This window comes from Stenotrophomonas sp. 01N47 (genome assembly GCF_056399165.1).
Window position 1 is genome coordinate 15072 of sequence record NZ_JBFTQU010000017.1, and the last position, 17748, is coordinate 32819.

The 17748-nt window shown below is 67.5% G+C and carries 10 protein-coding genes and 2 pseudogenes; 10 read left to right on the forward strand and 2 right to left on the reverse strand.

The window, feature by feature from the left end; translation table 11 throughout:
* Positions 1–376: 376 nt before the first annotated feature.
* Together AC1DKR_RS20505 and tsaB are read left to right on the forward strand one after the other, a co-directional pair.
* Complete coding sequence (locus tag AC1DKR_RS20505; protein WP_346560172.1) at positions 377–2425, forward strand: DNA repair helicase YoaA; 2049 nt, start codon at positions 377–379, stop codon at positions 2423–2425.
* Between the two features lie 9 nt (positions 2426–2434).
* Entirely contained in the window at positions 2435–3148 is a 714-nt protein-coding gene (gene tsaB, locus AC1DKR_RS20510) for a tRNA (adenosine(37)-N6)-threonylcarbamoyltransferase complex dimerization subunit type 1 TsaB (protein ID WP_478034923.1), read from the forward strand.
* Between the two features lie 534 nt (positions 3149–3682).
* Here tsaB and AC1DKR_RS20515 read toward each other — a convergent pair.
* Positions 3683–4567 carry an energy transducer TonB family protein gene (locus AC1DKR_RS20515; RefSeq protein WP_478034925.1) on the reverse strand — a complete coding sequence of 295 codons (885 nt, stop codon included), beginning with the start codon at positions 4565–4567 and terminating at the stop codon, positions 3683–3685.
* Positions 4567–5514 carry a glutathione synthase gene (gshB, locus tag AC1DKR_RS20520; protein WP_447945465.1) on the reverse strand — a complete coding sequence of 316 codons (948 nt, stop codon included), beginning with the start codon at positions 5512–5514 and terminating at the stop codon, positions 4567–4569. Before gshB ends, AC1DKR_RS20515 begins: the two co-directional genes overlap by 1 nt.
* Positions 5515–5754: 240 nt before the next feature.
* Here gshB and pilG point away from each other — a divergent pair, with 240 nt between their 5' ends.
* The 8 genes and pseudogenes from pilG (at position 5755) to AC1DKR_RS20560 (ending at position 17686) form a co-directional block, all read left to right on the forward strand.
* A complete protein-coding gene (gene pilG / locus AC1DKR_RS20525) occupies positions 5755–6156 on the forward strand; it encodes a twitching motility response regulator PilG (RefSeq protein ID WP_005418455.1) in 402 nt (133 codons plus the stop codon).
* Between the two features lie 17 nt (positions 6157–6173).
* Positions 6174–6536, forward strand: a complete 363-nt coding sequence (locus AC1DKR_RS20530) for a response regulator (RefSeq protein WP_025877749.1) — start codon at positions 6174–6176, stop codon at positions 6534–6536.
* On the forward strand, positions 6536–7066 hold the full coding sequence (locus tag AC1DKR_RS20535) for a chemotaxis protein CheW (RefSeq protein ID WP_312108307.1): 531 nt from the start codon (positions 6536–6538) through the stop codon (positions 7064–7066). The genes AC1DKR_RS20530 and AC1DKR_RS20535 overlap by 1 nt, the downstream gene beginning before the upstream one ends.
* Positions 7067–7107: 41 nt before the next feature.
* Positions 7108–9144, forward strand: coding sequence for a methyl-accepting chemotaxis protein (locus AC1DKR_RS20540; RefSeq protein WP_033831799.1), 2037 nt, complete (start codon positions 7108–7110; stop codon positions 9142–9144).
* 100 nt (positions 9145–9244) lie between these two features.
* A pseudogene (locus AC1DKR_RS20545) lies at positions 9245–10630 on the forward strand (Hpt domain-containing protein); the annotation flags it as partial.
* A 762-nt stretch (positions 10631–11392) separates the two neighbouring features.
* Positions 11393–15907: pseudogene (locus tag AC1DKR_RS20550) on the forward strand (Hpt domain-containing protein); the annotation flags it as partial.
* Positions 15894–17225 (forward strand): chemotaxis protein CheB, encoded by a 1332-nt coding sequence (locus AC1DKR_RS20555; RefSeq protein WP_394198481.1) that lies wholly within the window; start codon positions 15894–15896, stop codon positions 17223–17225. The pseudogene AC1DKR_RS20550 and the gene AC1DKR_RS20555, both read left to right, overlap by 14 nt.
* Positions 17222–17686 carry a chemotaxis protein CheW gene (locus AC1DKR_RS20560; protein WP_312109829.1) on the forward strand — a complete coding sequence of 155 codons (465 nt, stop codon included), beginning with the start codon at positions 17222–17224 and terminating at the stop codon, positions 17684–17686. Before AC1DKR_RS20555 ends, AC1DKR_RS20560 begins: the two co-directional genes overlap by 4 nt.
* Positions 17687–17748: the final 62 nt, after the last annotated feature.

Consider the following 17748-nt stretch of genomic DNA (forward strand, 5'->3'; position numbering starts at 1 on the left):
GCCACGGAAAAGAAAAAGAAAATCAATAGCGGGTCGCGCGCTGCGCGCACTCGCAGGGGTCGGATCCGTTTTCCGCAGGAAAACGGATCCGACCCCTTCTACTTTCTCCGTTACACCAACCGCTTCCGCTCTGCCTTTGCATTCCGTCACCGGGAAACTGTCGAAGGCGGGGGGCTGTGGGTTTGCGGGGTGTCCGCGGCATGGATGCCGCGGCCAAGCCCCCAGGGATGGGTTTACGGCGTCCCCGCAAACCCACAGCCCCCCGCCAGCCCTCAGTACAACCCAGAGCCATGAACAAACGCTGTTGCCGTTGCTTTGCTTGTGCTCTGGCCTGAAACGGGTGCCGGGCAGCGCCCGGCCGGGTATCCTTTCCCTGATGTCCGACCTTGTCCATGCCAGCCGCGAAGCCCTCAGCGAAGGCGGCGCGCTCGCCTCCCATCTGGATGCATTCGTTCCGCGTCCTGCGCAGCTGCGCCTGACCGAGGCCATTGCCGCGTCGATGCAGCAGCGCGACCTGCTGCTCGCCGAAGCCGGTACCGGCACCGGCAAGACCTTTGCCTATCTGGTGCCGGTGCTGCTGTCCGGAATGCGCACCATCATTTCCACCGGTACCCGCGCGCTGCAGGACCAGCTCTATCACCGTGACCTGCCGCGCGTGCGCCAGGCGCTGGGCGTCGGCCTGCGTAGCGCGTTGCTGAAGGGACGCAGCAACTACCTGTGCCGCTATCGCCTGCAGCAGGCACGCGGTGAACCGCGATTCTCCAGCCCCGAACAGGCGGCACAGTTCCAGCGCATCCTGGCCTGGTCCGGCCGCTCGGATTCGGGCGATATCGCTGAACTCGATGGCCTGGCCGATGACTCGCCGCTGCTGCCGATCGTCACCTCCACCGTCGACAACTGTCTGGGCAACGAGTGTCCCTTCTGGGATGACTGCTTCGTCGTGCGTGCCCGCCAGCGTGCTCAGGCCGCCGACCTGGTCGTGGTCAACCACCATCTACTGCTCGCCGATCTCGCGCTGAAGCAGGAGGGCTTCGGTGAGCTGTTGCCCGGCGCGCAGGCCTTCGTCATCGACGAGGCCCATCAGTTGCCCGAGCTGGCCGCGCAGTTCTTCGGCGAGGGCTTCGGCATGCGCCCCTGGCAGGAGCTGGGCCGTGACTGTCTGGTTGAAGCGCGCGGCGTGGGTGGCGCGCAGTCGGCATTGCAGGAACCGGTCGATCATCTGCAGCAGGCCTTGTCTGCGCTGCGTGCTGCGATGGAGGGCTTGCCCGCGCGCGGTACGCAGTGGCGGGCGTTGGCAATGCCGCAGGTGCGCGAGGGTTTCGATGCGGTGATGTCCAGCCTGGTGGTGCTGGAGCAGGCACTGCAACCGTTGCGCGAAGCCGCTGCCGGCCTGGATGCCTGCCATGCGCGTGCGCGTGAGGCGATCTCGCGGCTGGGCCGTTGGCTCGGCGATGAAGAGCCCGCACTCGACTTCGATGCCGATCCCGCCGAAACGAGCGCCGCCGCCGGCGACGTGCTCTGGTACGAGTTGACCCCGCGTGGTTTCCGCTGCCAGCGCACGCCGATGGATGTGTCCGCGCCGCTGCGCGAACATCGCGAGCGCAGTCATGCTGCATGGATTTTCACCTCGGCCACGCTGACCGTTGGCGGCGGCTTCGAGCACATCGCCACGCGCCTGGGCCTGGACGATCCACAGACGCTGGTACAGCCCAGCCCGTTCAACTGGCCCGAGCAGGCACTGTGCTATCTGCCTGAGGGTCTGCCCGATCCGGCCGCACGCGGTTTCGGAACCGCATTGATCCAGGTGCTGCGTCCGGTGCTGCAGGCGTCGCAGGGCAGGGCGTTCCTGTTGTTTGCTTCGCATCGTGCGCTGCGCGAAGCAGCCGAGGCATTGCGTGATGGACCCTGGCCGCTGTTCGTGCAGGGCGAAGCGCCGCGCGCGACCCTGCTGCAGCGTTTCCGCGAATCCGGCAATGGCGTGCTGCTGGGATCGGCCAGCTTCCGCGAGGGTGTGGATGTGGTTGGCGAGGCATTGAGCGTGGTGGTGATCGACAAGCTGCCCTTCGCTACGCCCGATGATCCAGTGTATGAAGCGCGGCTGGAAGCAATCCGTACCCAGGGCGGCAATCCGTTCCGCGACGAGCAGTTGCCGCAGGCGGTCATTGCCCTGAAACAGGGGGTTGGCCGGCTGATCCGCAGCGAGACCGACCGCGGCGTGCTGGTGCTGTGCGACCCGCGTCTGCTCAACCGTGGCTATGGCAAGGTCTTCCTGCAGTCGCTGCCGCCGTTCCGGCGAACCCGGGCACTGGCCGATGTGCAGGCCTTCTTTGCGCCACAATGGGCCCCCGTGGCAGATGCCGCAGCCCCGACCGCCGCCGTGGCGGGCCCGGAGCCGGCCCCCGGTGCCACGTTCCCCCTGTTCTGACCCGATCCGATGAAACTGCTCGCCTTTGAAACCGCCACCGAAGCCTGTTCCGTAGCCCTGCATGTCGATGGGCAGGTACTGGAACGCTTCGAGATCGCCCCCCGCCGGCATGCCGAACTGAGTCTGCCGTGGGCGGAGGAGCTGCTGGCCGAGGCCGGCATCAGCCGCCGCCAGCTGGACGGCATCGCACTCAGTCGTGGTCCCGGTGCGTTCACCGGCGTGCGCCTGGCGATCGCCTTGGCGCAGGGCATCGCGCTGGCGCTGGATCGCCCGTTGCTGCCGGTGTCGACGCTGCAGGTGCTGGCACTGCGCGCGCCGATGGAAGAGAAGCAGATCCTGTCGGCGATCGATGCGCGGATGGGCGAGTTGTACGTGGCACGTTTCGAGCGCGTGGATGGACTGCCGGTGGCGCGTGATGCCGAGCGCGTGTGCGTACCGACGGCGGTGTCGTTGCCGGAAGACGCATCCGTCTACGGCGTCGGCACCGGTTTTGCCGCGGCGGAGGGCGCGCTGGTCGCGCAGCTGGGTGCGGGTCTGCGCCGCTTCGATGCGACGGCGCTGCCGCATGCAGCGGATGTGCTGGCACTGGCGGTGCCGGCGTTCGCACTCGGCGAAGGCATTGCTGCGGAGAAGGTCGAGCCGGCGTACCTGCGTGACAACGTGGCGCTGACGCTGGTCGAGCAGCAGGCTGCGCGGGACGCGAAGGCGAAAGCCAACGGCTGAGCCCCTCGTGGTTGGGTTGGTCGCGTAAATCAAAAGCCGTGGGTTGGCCGGGCGGGTGGGCTGCGCAGGGGACGCCGTGAATACGTCCATGTAGGCTCGGGCGCGCCATCCGTGGCGATTACGCCCCTGCACAGCCCACCCGCCCGGCCACGGACAGTTTCCGTGCGCGTTCGCCACGGAAAATCAAAAAAAATCAAATTCAAAAGCCGGTCGCTTCGCTCGCATCCACGCATGGCGTGGATCTACCGTGCAGGCATGGCGTGGATGCATCGTGTCGACCAAGGTCGACAGCTACCAACAGCAAAGATGCGCCGCGATCTGTCAGGGGTGGGGCGGTGTGGGCTTGCAGGACCGTTGGCGCCATGGATGGCGCCATCGAGCCCCCATGGATGGGTTTACGGCGTGTCCTGCAAGCCCACACCGTCCCGCCAAACCGACCAGCCCAACCGCCGCTCTTGATCTTGCCGTTGCAGTTGCCGTTGCCGTTGCTGTTGATTGCAGCGGGTCCCGGGCCGCAGGCCCGGGCAGAAAACCTTACCGGTCGTCGCGCAGTTCGCCACCGGGCAGGAACACCCACGTGCGGGTGACCTGCAGGATGTCGATCTGGTCTTCGCTGTCGGGCAACGGCGGGAACGGTTGCGCCAGCTGGATCACCCGCAGCGCCGCCTCATCCAGCAGTGGCGTGCCGCTGGAGCGCAGGATGCGGCTGCTTTCCACGCTGCCATCGCGGCGCACCCCCACGCTGATCACGACCTGCCCGCCCAGCCGGCGCTGCCGCGCTTCGTCGGGGTAGTTCAGGTTGCCGACCTGCTCTGCGCGGTCCACCCACGCGCGAAGGTAATTGGCGTAGGCGTATTCGCGCGTACTGGCCGAAACGAATTTCCGGTTCGGGCGCTTGGCGTACTGCGCCGAGCGCAGGTGCACTTCCGCCGCCAGCCGAGCCATCTCGGCATCGCGCTGTTCGCGCGCGGTCATCGGTGCATCCGGTGTTGGTTCCAGCGGGGTAGGGCGCGACTGCGCCACGGCCACGGTGTCCTGGCCATTGCGGCTGCTGACCACCCGCGCCTGCGGTGGTGGCACTGGTGCTGCCGACTGTTGCTGCTGGGGTACCGGACTGATGCCGGACTGGGCCTGCGGCACGATGCCGGCCTGGTTGTCGCGGGGGCGCTGCGCACGATCGTGCTCGCCACCGCCTTCCTGGCTGGCGGCAGCCAGGAAATCGGCCTGCTTCGGGGTCAGCGCGGTGCGGGTCTGGCTGAAGATCACTTCCAGGGTCGGCACCAGGGGCGCGTCGCCTTTCACGGCAAAGCCGACCCCGAGGATCAGCAGGGCGTGCACCAGCACCGACAGGGCGATGGTGGCGCCCAGCCGCTGCGCTTCGCGCGGCGGCGGGGCGAGGACGGCAGGTGCGGCATCCATCAGTGCAGATCGGCCTCGATCGCGTCGAACAGGGTGCCGGCGATGTTCAGGCCGTACTGCGCGTCCAGCTCGCGCACGCAGGTCGGGCTGGTCACGTTGACCTCGGTCAGGTAGTCGCCGATGACGTCCAGGCCGACGAAACGCATGCCGCGACGCTTCATTTCCGGGCCGACCTGGGCGGCGATCCAGCGGTCGCGTTCGCTCAGCGGACGGCCTTCGCCGCGGCCACCGGCGGCCAGGTTGCCGCGGAACTCATCGCCCTGCGGAATGCGCGCCAGGCAGTAATCGACCGGCTCGCCATCGACCAGCAGGATGCGCTTGTCGCCGGCGGTGATGTCGGGAATGAACTTCTGGGCCAAGGCGAGCTTGCGGCCGCCGTCGGTCAGCGTTTCCAGGATCACGTTCAGGTTGGGGTCGCCCTGGCCGCTGCGGAAGATCGAGCGGCCGCCCATGCCATCCAGCGGCTTCAGTACCGCCTGGCCGTGTTCCAGTGCGAAGGCCTTCAGTGCCTTGGCGTCGCGGCTGACCAGGGTCGGTGGGCAGCACTGCGGGAACAGCAGCGCGGCCAGCTTCTCGTTGTAGTCGCGGAGGCCCTGCGGGTTGTTGACCACGCACGCACCGGCGGCGGCAGCGACATCCAGCACCTGGGTGTCGTAGACGTACTCGGCGTCCACCGGTGGGTCCTTGCGCATCAGCACGATCTGGCCGGGGCCGAATTCAGTCCGGCTGAATGGGCCCAGCTCGTACCAGCCGGCCGGGTCGTCGCGCACCTGCAGGGGGGCGGTCCAGGCCACGGCCACCCCGCCTTCCAGCGCCAGCCCGCCCGGGCGCACGTAGTGCAGGGCATGGCCGCGGCGCTGGGCTTCCAGCAGCATGGCGAACGTGGTGTCCTTGGCGATCTTGATGTGGGCGATGGGGTCCATCACCACGATGACGTTCAACGGCATGGGTGCACCTGTCAGGCAAGGCGTTGATGGTAGCGGCAACGCCGGCCGTGCGCCTCCCCGGCGATGTGCAACGCAGCGTCCCTTGCCGGGCTGCGCAGTGATTGCCAATCCGGTCACGTTCAGCCAGGCGCCACGCCCCGCGCCACGGACCGCCCTTGAAGCGGGCGCGGGAAGTGCGATATAGATACGCTTTCGCAGCGGCTCCCGCCAAAGATTGGGCCGTGCGCTTGGGGAATGGCAATGACTGAAAACACGACTGCGGGCGGGGAGCTCGCAGGACTCCGGGTGATGGTCATCGATGACTCGAAGACCATCCGCAGGACTGCGGAAACACTGCTGAAGCGCGAAGGCTGCGAAGTAGTGACCGCGACGGACGGTTTCGAGGCGTTGGCCAAGATTGCCGACCAGCAGCCGCAGATCATCTTCGTCGACATCATGATGCCGCGCCTGGATGGCTACCAGACCTGCGCACTGATCAAGGGAAACCAGCTGTTCAAGGCGACCCCGGTGATCATGCTGTCGTCCAAGGATGGTCTGTTCGACAAGGCGCGGGGGCGCATCGTCGGCTCGGAGCAATACCTGACCAAGCCATTCACGCGCGAAGAACTGCTGGGTGCCATCCGCACGTACGTCAACGCCTGACCAGGGGGAAAGGCACAATGGCTCGTATCGTCCTGATCGAGGATTCACCGACCGACCGCGCGGTGTTCACCCAATGGCTGCGCCGTGCCGGCCATGAGGTGCTGGAAGCGGACAATGCCGAAGATGGCCTGCAGCTGGTCCGCGACCAGGTGCCGCAACTGGTCCTGATGGACGTGGTGCTGCCGGGCATGAGCGGATTCCAGGCGACCCGGGCGATGGCCCGCGACGCAGCGATCAAGCACATCCCGGTCATCATCGTCAGCACCAAGGCGATGGAAACCGACAAGGCCTGGGGGCTGCGCCAGGGTGCCGCCGACTACATCGTCAAGCCGCCGCGCGAGGAAGAACTCATCGCCCGGATCAACGAGCTGGTGGCCTGATGCGCTCGCCCTTCGACATTCTTGAAGCCTACGAACGGCGCAGCCTGGCCCACGCGGTGCAGCTGCCCGGGCGGCAGTTCGCCCAGGACCTGTGGCGTGGCGTCGGTTTCCGTGTTGGCCAGCGTCGGCTGGTGTCCGATTTCCGCGAAGTGGTGGAGATCGTGCCGATGCCGCCGGTGACCCCGGTGCCATGCGCGCAGCCGTGGCTGCTGGGCGTGGGCAACCTGCGCGGCAACCTGTTCCCGGTGGTCGACCTGAAGTACTTCCTGGAAGGGGCGCGCACCGTCCAGCAGGAAGGCCAGCGCGTGCTGATCATGCGCCAGGCCGGTGGCGACGTCGCCCTGACCATCGATGAACTGTTCGGCCAGCGCAGCTTCGAGCTGACCCAGCAGATCGAGGCCGGTTCACTGGCCGAGGGACGCTACGGCCACTTCGTCGATCGCGCTTTCCATGCCGATGGCAACAATTGGGGCGTGTTCTCGCTCTCGCTGCTGTCGCGTACCCCTGAATTCCGGCAAGCCGCGGCCTGAGGCCGGGCATCGCCCCCTGCATTGAAAATCGAGGTTGAACGATGAGTACTGCTTCGGATGCCACCAAGTCCGGCAAGCTGCGGCTGGGCGGCAGCAACCTCTGGCTGGCGCTGCTGGCCCTGTCGATGATCCTGTTCGGTGTGAACACCGGCGTGTCCACCTGGCAGGGCAGCCGCCTGGCCGATGCCGGTTCCAAGGCCGCGGACCTGCAGGTGCTGTCGCAGCAGCTGGCCAACCAGGGCCGTGACGCGGTCGGCGGCAACGCGCAGGCCTTCACCGCCTTCAAGGCCACCCGCAACGCGATCGAGCAGAACGTGTCGACCCTGCAGGGCCGCTACGGCAACGAGCCGGGCGTCTCCCGGGCGATCTCGACCCTGGCCGACACCTGGACGCCGCTGGGCAAGCAGGCAGGCCAGCTGGTGGCCAGTGAACCGGCAGTGCTGGCCCTGGCCGGCAACGCCAACAACTTCTCCGGTGCGGTGCCGGGCCTGCAGGCCCAGTTGAACGAACTGGTGCGTGCGATGTCCGCCTCCGGCGCCCCGGCGTCGCAGGTCTACAGCGCCCTGCAGCAGGTGGTGGTCGCCGGTTCGATGGCGCGTCGCGTGACTGAAATCCGCGCCGGCGGCACGGCTGCGGCCGCTGCCGGTGACGCGCTGGCCCGCGACATCACCGTGTTCTCGCAGGTGCTCGATGCGCTGCGCAATGGCAACGAGGACCTGGGCATCACCGCCGTGCGCGGCGCTGCCGCCGTCGCTGCGCTGGAGCAGTCGCAGCAGAAGTGGCAGGCGATGAAGCAGGACGCCGACGCGATCCTGGCCAGCTCGCGCCAGCTGTTCGCCGCGCAGTCCGCTGCCTCCGCACTGGGCCAGGGTTCGGCGAAGATGCTGACCGACAGCCGCAAGCTGTTCGAAGCCTTCTCCTCGTTCGGTTCGGTGTCCGACACCCGCCTGTTCCCGAACTTCTGGATCGGCGTGGTGTCCGGTGCGCTGTCGCTGATCGCGATCATCGGTTTCGTCTCCACCAACGTGCGCAGCCGCTCGCGCGAGCAGGAACTGCGCTACCAGACCCAGGTGGAGTTCAACAGCCGCAACCAGCAGGCGATCATGCGGCTGCTGGATGAAATCTCCTCGCTCGGTGAGGGCGATCTGACGGTGAAGGCCTCGGTGACCGAGGATATGACCGGCGCGATCGCGGACGCCATCAACTACGCGGTGGATGAACTGCGCCACCTGGTGACCACCATCAACGACACCTCGGCCAAGGTCGCGCTGTCGACCCAGGAAACGCAGGCCACCGCGATGCAGCTGGCCGAAGCGGCCGGCCACCAGGCCAACCAGATCACCTCGGCATCGGACCGGATCGGCGAAATCGCCGCCAGCATCGAACAGGTATCGCGCAACTCGGCCGAGTCGGCCGACGTGGCACAGCGTTCGGTGGTGATCGCCGCCGAAGGTGCCGGCGTGGTCCGCGAGACCATCCAGGGCATGGACCAGATCCGCGACCAGATCCAGGAGACCTCCAAGCGCATCAAGCGACTGGGCGAATCCTCGCAGGAGATCGGCTCGATCGTGGAACTGATCAACGACATTTCCGAGCAGACCAACATCCTGGCATTGAACGCGGCCGTGCAGGCGGCTTCGGCCGGTGAAGCCGGTCGTGGTTTCGCGGTCGTGGCCGACGAAGTGCAGCGCCTGGCAGAGCGCACCTCCGGCGCGACCCGACGCATCGAGAACCTGGTGCAGGCCATCCAGGCCGACACCAACGAAGCGGTCACCTCGATGGAACAGACCACCGCCGAAGTGGTGTCCGGTGCACGCCTGGCCGAGGACGCCGGCACCGCGCTGACCGAGATCGAGCGCGTGTCCAACGCACTCAATACGCTCATCAAGAACATCTCCATCGCCGCCCAGCAGCAGTCGTCGGCGGCATCGGACATCACCCGCACGATGGGCGTGATCCGCCAGATCACCGGCCAGACCTCGCAGGGTGCCGGGCAGACCGCCGAGTCGATCGGCCACCTGGCGCAGCTGGCGGCCGACCTGCGTCGTTCGGTCGCCGACTTCAAGCTGCCGGCGTGACACGGGCAGGGCGGCGAGCAAGGAACCAGTCGATGAAGCATTTCCATTCCCCACGCCAGGATCCGCGCGACCGTCGCGCGGCGGCGACCGGAGCGCATCCATGAGCAGCCTGCGCGATGCGATGAGCCACGCAGCCCTGGGCTGGGTCAAGCCCGAGCTGGACGAGACCCTGCGCCTGGTGCGCAACGAGGTCGAGTACTTCGCCGAAGATCCGGCCGACAGCAGCCGCATGCGCATCTGCGCCGGCTACCTGCACCAGGTGCAGGGCACGCTGCGCATGGTCGAACTGTATGCACCGGCGATGGTGGCCGAGGAGCTGGAACAGCTCGCCATCGCCGTCGGCAAGGGCGAGGTCGCCGAGCGCGACGAGGCCTGTGCCACCCTGATGCGCGGCAGCGTGCTGCTGCCCGATTACCTGGAGCGCCTGCAGAACGGACACCGTGACATCCCGATCGTGCTGCAGCCGCTGCTCAACGAGATCCGCGCCGCCCGTGGCGAAGCGCTGATCAACGACAGTGTGCTGTTCGCGTTCGCGCCCGATTCGGTGACCGCCACCGAAGCGGAACTGGACCATGCACGCGGCAGCCTCAGCGGCCGCAACCGCGAGCTGCTGGACACCGTTGGCAACGCGGTCAAGGAAGAACTGCTGCAGGTCAAGGACGCGCTGGACCTGCACCTGCGTACCGACGGTTCGCCGCAGCAGCTGCAGGAGCAGGTGACCAAGCTGGGTTCGGTGGCCGATACGCTGGGCATGCTCGGCCTGGGCGCTGCGCGGGGCGTGGTCGTGCAGCAGCGCGACGCGCTGCGCGGAGTCGTCGAAGGCCGCCAGCAGATCGACGAAGACATGCTGCTGGATATCGCCGGTGCGCTGCTCTATGTCGATGCATCGCTGGACGACCAGGTTGCACACCTGGGTGCCAGTGGCAGTGGCCAGGATGATCCGAGCGCGGTGGAGAACCGGCGCACGGTGGAAGTGCTGGCGCACGAGGCGATCGCCAATTTCGCCGCCGCCCGCGAGCATTTCGTCGCTTTCATCGAAACCAGCTGGAACCACGCCGAACTGCAGGACGTGCCACGCCTGCTCGGCGATGTCTCCGGCGCATTGCGCATGCTCGACCTGGGCACCGCAGCAGACTATCTGCGTGGCGTGCAGCAGTACATCGAAGCTGAGCTGATCGGCCGCCAGCGCGTGCCCAGTGGACGCCAGCTGGACACCCTGGCCGACGCCATGGCCAGCCTGGAGTACTACCTGGAGGCCCTGCGTGACCGCCGTCCGGGTCGCGAGGACATCCTCGACATCACCCGCAGCAGCCTGGAGGCCCTGCGCTACTGGCCGCTGCCCGAGCGTGACGTGGTCACTGCCGAAGCCGTGCAGCCGGTCGTGCGTGAGGCCGTGGCCGTGCCGGCCGCGCCACTGCAGATCGAACCGCTGGATATCGACGTGCAGGCCTCCGCGCCGGCACCGGGTGACGTGCCGGCGCCGCTGCCCGATTTCACCTTCGACCCGCTGCCGGAGGCTACGCCCGCCGACAACGGCCTGATGTTCGGATCGCTGGGTACGCCAGCGTTGTCGGCCGAACCGCACGGCACCCCGCCGCCCCTGTTGTTCGCTGCCTCCAGCGCCCCCGCGCCGGAAGTGCCGCAGTGGGAACTGGGTGGATTCGACGCGCCGGCAGGGAGTGCTGCCGAACGCCGCGACGAGCGTGCGCCGACGTTCGACAGCTTCGATCCGGTCAGTTTCGACCCTGTGTCAGCCGAACAGTCCGACGCTGCTGCCTGGATGTTGTCCGAAGCGCCGGTGCTGGATGAGGGCGACACCCAGCTAGCCGCCGTAGACGGCAACGATGACGCCCTGCTGGCGACGTCGTTGGATGAGTCGACGTTTGCCGCGCCGCTGGATGCAGTCGTTTCACCGGCATTCGATCCGGTTGCCGCCGAGCAGGACGGCCAGACGTCGCTGAGCGACGACGTGGTGTTCCGTTTCGACAGCAGCCTGTTGCACAACGCCGATGACGTGTTGTCGCTGGAGGCAATGGAGACCCTGTCGCTGGACGATGAACAGGAGTCGCCTGCGGCGGTGGAGCTCATTGACGCAGTTGCGGTGTCCCAGGCCGACGATGGCCTGGCCATCGCAGAGCTGACCGACGCCAGCGCTGGGACCGATGCTGACGCTTACGTCGCGCCGACCGCTGATCTGCGCGCGTCCGAAGACCTGCCGGCATCGGCGGCTGTGCCGACCGTGGCCCTGGTCGATGTGGATACCATCGCGCCGATCGACTTCAGCGAAGCCGATGCGCAGTTCTTCGCAGAGCTGAATGCTGCCGCCGCCGGCTTCAATCCCCAGGCCATGCCGGCCACCGTCGTGGCGAGTGAAACCGTGCCGCCGACCGTGGCCGAGGGCGGGTTCGATGCGGGTTTCGACGACGATGCCGAAAACATCGACCAGGACATCCGCGAGGTGTTCCTGGAGGAATTTGACGACGAACTGGGCAATCTCGGCACGCTGCTGCCGGCATGGCGCATGCAACCGGACAACATGGACCGGCTGCGGCCGATCCGGCGCATTTTCCACACACTGAAGGGCAGTGGCCGCCTGGTTGGCGCACGTACCCTGGGTGAGTTCGCGTGGAAGATCGAGGGCATGCTCAATCGCGTGCTCGACGGCAGCCGTGCCCCCACGCCGGCGGTGCTGGCGATGGTCGATCACGCATATGCGGCACTGCCGCAGTTGAACGCGGCACTGCGCGATGGCCAGCGGGTCAGCGTCGACCTGCAGGCGATGCAGGCCATCGCCGATCGCGTGGCTGCAGGCGAAGAGACGTTCTACGTTGCGTTGCCGGGCGCCACTGCGCCGATGGCCGTGGCGCCGGCCGATGCGGTCGAACCGCTGGGCAGCACTGAGCCGCTTGTCGATGTGCCGGCAGAGAGCGCTGTCGAAGTGGCAGGTACTCCGGCCAACATCGACAGCGTGCTGCGCGAAATCCTGGAGGCCGAGGTGGAACTGCACCAGGCCACCCTGCAGGGCTGGTTGCGCTCGGCGCAGCAGGCGCCACAGCCGGTCAGCGACGCGTTGCTGCGTGCGGTGCACACCATGAATGGCGCCTTCGCGATGACCGAAGTGCCGGAAATCACCGCCGTTACGGGCGGCGCCGAGTCGTACATCAAGCGCGCCCTGGCCGCCGAGGTGGTGCCCGGTGATGACGCCGTGGCGGCACTGGACGAGACCGCACAGGCGATCAACGCGACCATGGACGCGCTGCAGGCCGAACAGCCGCGGATTGCGCCGCAGGCTGAACTGGCGCAGCGCCTGCAGGCGCTGGCCGGTGAACTGCCGGAAGCACGCTGGCCGATGGCCGGGCTGGAACTCGATGAAGACGAAGACGATCAGCTGCTTTCGCTGGTCGCCGATGCCGACGTGGTCGAGTCGCCCCATGGGCTTGAGATCGAGCCGGAAGCCGGCCGTGACACCGATGGCGCCGATGTCACCGATGCCGAGGTGCTGGAGGCGCTGCAGCTCAGCGAGGACGCGTTGAGCGATGCGGGCCTGGAGTCCGCTGAATTGACGGGCAGCGATGATCTGTCGCGCTACTTCGATGCAGGGTGGCCTTCGATGCCGGACGCCCCGGCGCCGGAGTCGACGTTGGAAGTGGCTGCTTCCACGATCGTTGCCGAGGAGATTGAAGCCGGACAGGCGGTGGCGACATCGGAAGACACCGCATTGGAAGACGCCGCGCTGACTGCGGTGGATGATCTGTCGCCGTATCTGGATGCCAGCGCACTGCCGGTTGACGACCGCGATCTGGATGTCGCAAACGACCTGAATACGTCGCTGCCGTTTACATCTGAAACGGCGGTGGATGATGACGCTGCTGCAGTGCCGCTCGACAGCGAGCTGTCCAGCCTGCAGGATGAAATGGCTGTGCCGGGCTTCGCAGACCCGGTCACGCTGGAAGCCGCGCTCGAGGCCGGCCTGCACGTGATCGACGAGGAGCAGGGCCAGGACGAAGACGGGCAATGGCCCGTGCTCGGCCTGCAGGCCAGCGAACTCGCGCCTGGCGAGGCGGAAGCCTTTGCCGAGGATGCGGACGTCGGCGGGGAGGCGGCGGTCGGTGAAGGAGAGAGCACCGACCAGCCGTCCCCGGCGACGGTGGAAGACGTCGGGCCCGTGGAGACGGCGCAGGACGCCATTTCGCCCTCGCGTTTCTTCGAACTGGAAGATGCTCCGGGCCAGGATGCCGCGGCGGACAGCGGCATGATCGTGGTGCCGATCGCGGCGGAGGCAGCGGCAATCAACGCCGAACCTGTTGCTGTCGACAGCGCCGATGCGGTGGTGCCGGCGGATGCGGTTCTGCTCGGTGCTGAGACCGAATCCGAATCCGAATCCGAATCCGAATCCGAAGACAGCGCCGACCTGCTCGACTTCAGCATCTATGACCGCGAGCTGGTCGACATCTTCGTCGAGGAAGGCAAGGACCTGCTGGATCATTGCGATGGGCTGATCAGCGAACTGCGCGAAGCGCCGCAGGATCGCGAAGCCCTGGCCGGCCTGCAGCGCGATCTGCATACGCTCAAGGGCGGCGCGCGCATGGCGGGCATCAACCCCATCGGCGATCTCGGCCACAGCATCGAATCGCTGCTGGAGGCCGTCGCTGGCGGGCGCACCGAGATCGAACGTCGTGACGTGCAGTTGCTGGAACGCGGTTTCGACCGCCTGCACCAGCTGCTGACCCGTACTGGCGAACACCGCGTTGTCGAGCCGGCACAGGATCTGCTCGATGCCTTTGAAGCACGCACCACAACCGACATCGCTGCTGCCGGCGCTGCTGCTGCCGCCGCCGCCGTGGCAGAGCAGACCCCGCAGGCGACTCCGGCCGTGGCCGTGGTCGACGCCCCGTTGTCGGCACCGTTGCCGGTGGAAGGTTCCAGCGAGGAAGACCCGCTGGCCCGTCCGCAGCAGGAACAGGTGCGTGTGCGCGCCGACCTGCTCGACCGCCTGGTCAACCACGCCGGTGAAGTGGCGATCTACCGTTCGCGTCTGGAACAGCAGCTCGGCGCCTTCCGCGGCGCGATGGGCGAGCTGGAGCGCACCAACGCGCGTCTGCGCGACCAGTTGCGTCGCCTGGACCTGGAAACCGAGGCGCAGATCGTTGCCCGCTACCAGCGCGAGCAGGATCAGGCCGACCAGAAGTTCGATCCGCTGGAACTGGACCGTTTCTCCACCCTGCAGCAGCTCAGCCGCGCGCTGAACGAGTCGGCCGCCGATCTGGGTGGCCTGCAGGGTGTGCTGGATGATCTGTCGCGCCAGTACGATTCGCTCCTGCAGCAGCAGTCGCGTGTCAGTTCGGAACTGCAGGATGGCCTGATGCGCGCGCGCATGGTGCCGTTCGACGGCCTGGTGCCGCGCTTGCGCCGCGTGGTCCGCCAGGCCGGCATGGACACCGGCAAGCAGGTCCACCTGACCCTGGAAGGTACCCACGGCGAACTCGACCGCAACGTGCTTGATCGCATGGTCGCGCCGCTGGAGCACATGCTGCGCAACTCGGTTGCCCATGGTCTGGAAGCACCGGAGCAGCGTCGTGCCGCCGGCAAGCCGGAAGAAGGTGAAATCGCCATCCGCCTGCACCGCGAAGGCTCGGAAATCGTGCTGGACGTGGCCGACGATGGCGCTGGCCTGGATCGTGAGGCGATCCGACGTCGTGCCATCGAGCGCGGCCTGCTGCCTGCCGATGCGCAGCCGAGCGAGCAGGAACTGGACAACCTGATCTTCGCCTCGGGCTTCTCCACCGCCGACCAGGTCAGCCAGCTGGCGGGCCGGGGCGTCGGCATGGACGTGGTCGGCAACGAAGTGCGCCAGCTCGGCGGCTCGGTCGACATCCAGTCGGTGCGTGGCCAGGGCGTGCGCTTCACCCTGCGCCTGCCGCAGACGCTGGCGGTCACCCAGGCGGTGTTCGTGCAGATCGGCGAAACCACCTTCGCAGTACCGGTGGCGTCGGTCAGCGGTATTGGACGGCTGTCGCACGAACGCTTCGAAGCGGCCGACAGCAGCTACCGCTACGGCGGCGAAGACTATCCGCTGTATGACCTCGGCAGTCTGGTCGGCCAGGCCCCGGCGCGCGCAGACGGCCAGGCCCAGGTGCCGCTGCTGCTGGTCCGCGCCGGTGACCTGCGCGCCGCCGTTGCGATTGATCAGGTGCTGGGCAACCGCGAAGTCGTGGTCAAGCCGGTGGGCCTGCAGATCGCCTCGGTACCGGGCATCTACGGTGCCACCATCACCGGCGATGGCCGCGTGGTGGTGATCCTGGACGTGGCCCCGCTGGTGCGCCGCTTCCTGGCCAACCCGACCGCGCCAGTGCTGATCAATGCACCGCGCCAGGAACGGCAGGTGCCCTTGGTGATGGTGGTGGACGATTCGCTGACCATGCGCAAGGTCACCGGCCGCATCCTGGAGCGTCACAACTTCGAGGTGAGCGTCGCCCGCGATGGCGTCGAAGCCTTGGAACAGCTGGAAGAACGCGTGCCGGACCTGATGCTGCTGGACATCGAAATGCCGCGGATGGACGGTTACGAGCTGGCCACCGCGATGCGTGCCGACCCGCGCTACAAGGACGTGCCGATCGTGATGATCACCTCGCGCAGCGGCGACAAGCACCGCCAGCGCGCCTTCGAAATCGGTGTGCAGCGCTACCTGGGCAAGCCGTACCAGGAGCTGGACCTGATGCGCAACGTGTACGACTTGCTGGGGATTGCCCGTGTCCGTGAGTGACCTCGATCCGGTTCCGGCCGTAGCCCTGCTGGCCCGCCCGGGTGCGGCGCGTGAGCGCCTGCGCGAGGCGTTGGCCCATGCCGACGTGCAGATCGTGCTGGAAGACGATCCCATGACGCTGGAACCGCAGGCGCTGCATGATGCGCGCCCGCAGTTCGTGGTGATCGCGCTGGAAGCGGCCATTGAAGACGCGCTGGAGCGCCTGGAACCGGCGCTGTCGGCGCCCGGCTTGACCCTGGTGTTCGATGAGGCTGAACTGGCCGCGCGTCGCGATGGTTGGGAAGCGCAGCGCTGGGGCCGTCACCTTGCCGCCAAGCTGCACGGCCACCAGCAGGTGCTGCCGCCCGGCGCCGAGGACGAACCGGCACTGCAGCTGGAGCCGGGCCTGCCGTCGACGCCGCCGGTGCCGAAGGAAACCGCGCTGCAACCGCACCTGGAACAGGCCCGTTCGTGGGCCGACGACGTGCCGGCTGATGGCCTCTATTCGCCGCCGACACATCTGCACGAGCCGATTGCGCTGGAGCAGGCGCTGGCTGCGCTGCAGCCGGTGCTGCCGGAAAGGGCAGCGCCCGTGCAAGCAGCACCGGAACCGCCGCCGGTACCGGCAGCTGCGCCGTCGGTATTCAACGACCACACGGCCTGGTCGCTGGTTGACGAGGCCAGCGACGCGCCGGCAGTTGCATCGGCTGCCACCTCGACCGAATCGGCGGAACCTGCATTCGATACCGGACATCTTTCACTGGTCGACCTGGACGCTACCGCGCCTGCAGGCAGTCGCTCCGGCGCACTGCTGGTACTGGCCGGTATCGGCGGTCCCGATGCGTTGCGTCGCCTGCTCGCTGCACTGCCCAGCGGGCTGGCCGTGCCGGTGCTGGTGCACATGCGCCTGGACGGCGGCCGCTACGGCAACCTGGTCAAGCAGATGGCGCGCGTATCGCCGCTGCCGGTGCAGCTGGCCGAAGCCGGCCAGCGCGCCACCGCTGGCGAAGTGCACGTGCTGGCCGATGACATCGGCGTGCACGCTGCTGCCGATGGCCTGTATTTCCAGAGCGAAGCGCAGGGCATCTCGATTGCCGCGTTGTCGGCCGAGCACAGCGCGCTGGTGCTGCTCAGCGGTGCTGACCTGGCCCATGTGGGCCCGGCGTTGGACCTCGCCGCCGCCGGCGCCTGGGTAGCCGGGCAGGTGGGCGAAGGCTGCTACGACCCGGCTGCGGCGACGGCCGTGGTCGCTGCCGGCATGGTGGCCGGTGAACCGCAGGAACTGGCGCAGGTGATCGCCGCGCGTTGGGGCCTGGATGACGACGGAGATGCCGCATGAGTTACGCCAGCAATGATGAGATCCGCGGCGTCCTGATCTCGGCCGGTGCCGAACGGGTCCTGCTGCCCAATGCAACCGTGGCCGAGATGATGTCACGGGTGCCGGTGCAGGCGGTCGCCGACGCGCCGCGCTGGCTGGTGGGTGAGATCGGTTGGCACGGCTGGCAGGTGCCCCTGGTGTCGTTCGCACGGCTCTCCGGCTTGGGCGAAGAGACGGTGGCCGGCCACAACAAGGTGGTGGTGCTCAAGACCCTCAACGGCAATGCACAGCGCCCTTACTACGCACTGTTGACGCAGAGTTTCCCGCAGCTGATTTCGGTTCCGCGCGACGGCCTGCTGGCCGACGCGTCCGAAGAAACCCTGCCCGACATCGTGCACATGCGCGTGCTGCTGGGTGAACAGAGCGCGCTGTTGCCGAATCTCGACGCGCTGGAAGCTGCGCTGGATTCGCTGACGCCCTGAATCCTGCCGATCGGTAGTGCCGGCCGCTGGCCGGCAGCCACGGGATCAAGAGGTTACAGAGT

Bases quoted from the DNA above. Each gene is read 5' to 3' on its own strand.
- AC1DKR_RS20505 (WP_346560172.1), top strand. From the start codon at position 377: ATGTCCGACCTTGTCCATGCCAGCCGCGAAGCCCTCAGCGAAGGCGGC.
- tsaB (WP_478034923.1), top strand. From the start codon at position 2,435: ATGAAACTGCTCGCCTTTGAAACCGCCACCGAAGCCTGTTCCGTAGCC.
- AC1DKR_RS20515 (WP_478034925.1), bottom strand. From the start codon at position 4,567: ATGGATGCCGCACCTGCCGTCCTCGCCCCGCCGCCGCGCGAAGCGCAG.
- gshB (WP_447945465.1), bottom strand. From the start codon at position 5,514: ATGCCGTTGAACGTCATCGTGGTGATGGACCCCATCGCCCACATCAAG.
- pilG (WP_005418455.1), top strand. From the start codon at position 5,755: ATGACTGAAAACACGACTGCGGGCGGGGAGCTCGCAGGACTCCGGGTG.
- AC1DKR_RS20530 (WP_025877749.1), top strand. From the start codon at position 6,174: ATGGCTCGTATCGTCCTGATCGAGGATTCACCGACCGACCGCGCGGTG.
- AC1DKR_RS20535 (WP_312108307.1), top strand. From the start codon at position 6,536: ATGCGCTCGCCCTTCGACATTCTTGAAGCCTACGAACGGCGCAGCCTG.
- AC1DKR_RS20540 (WP_033831799.1), top strand. From the start codon at position 7,108: ATGAGTACTGCTTCGGATGCCACCAAGTCCGGCAAGCTGCGGCTGGGC.
- AC1DKR_RS20560 (WP_312109829.1), top strand. From the start codon at position 17,222: ATGAGTTACGCCAGCAATGATGAGATCCGCGGCGTCCTGATCTCGGCC.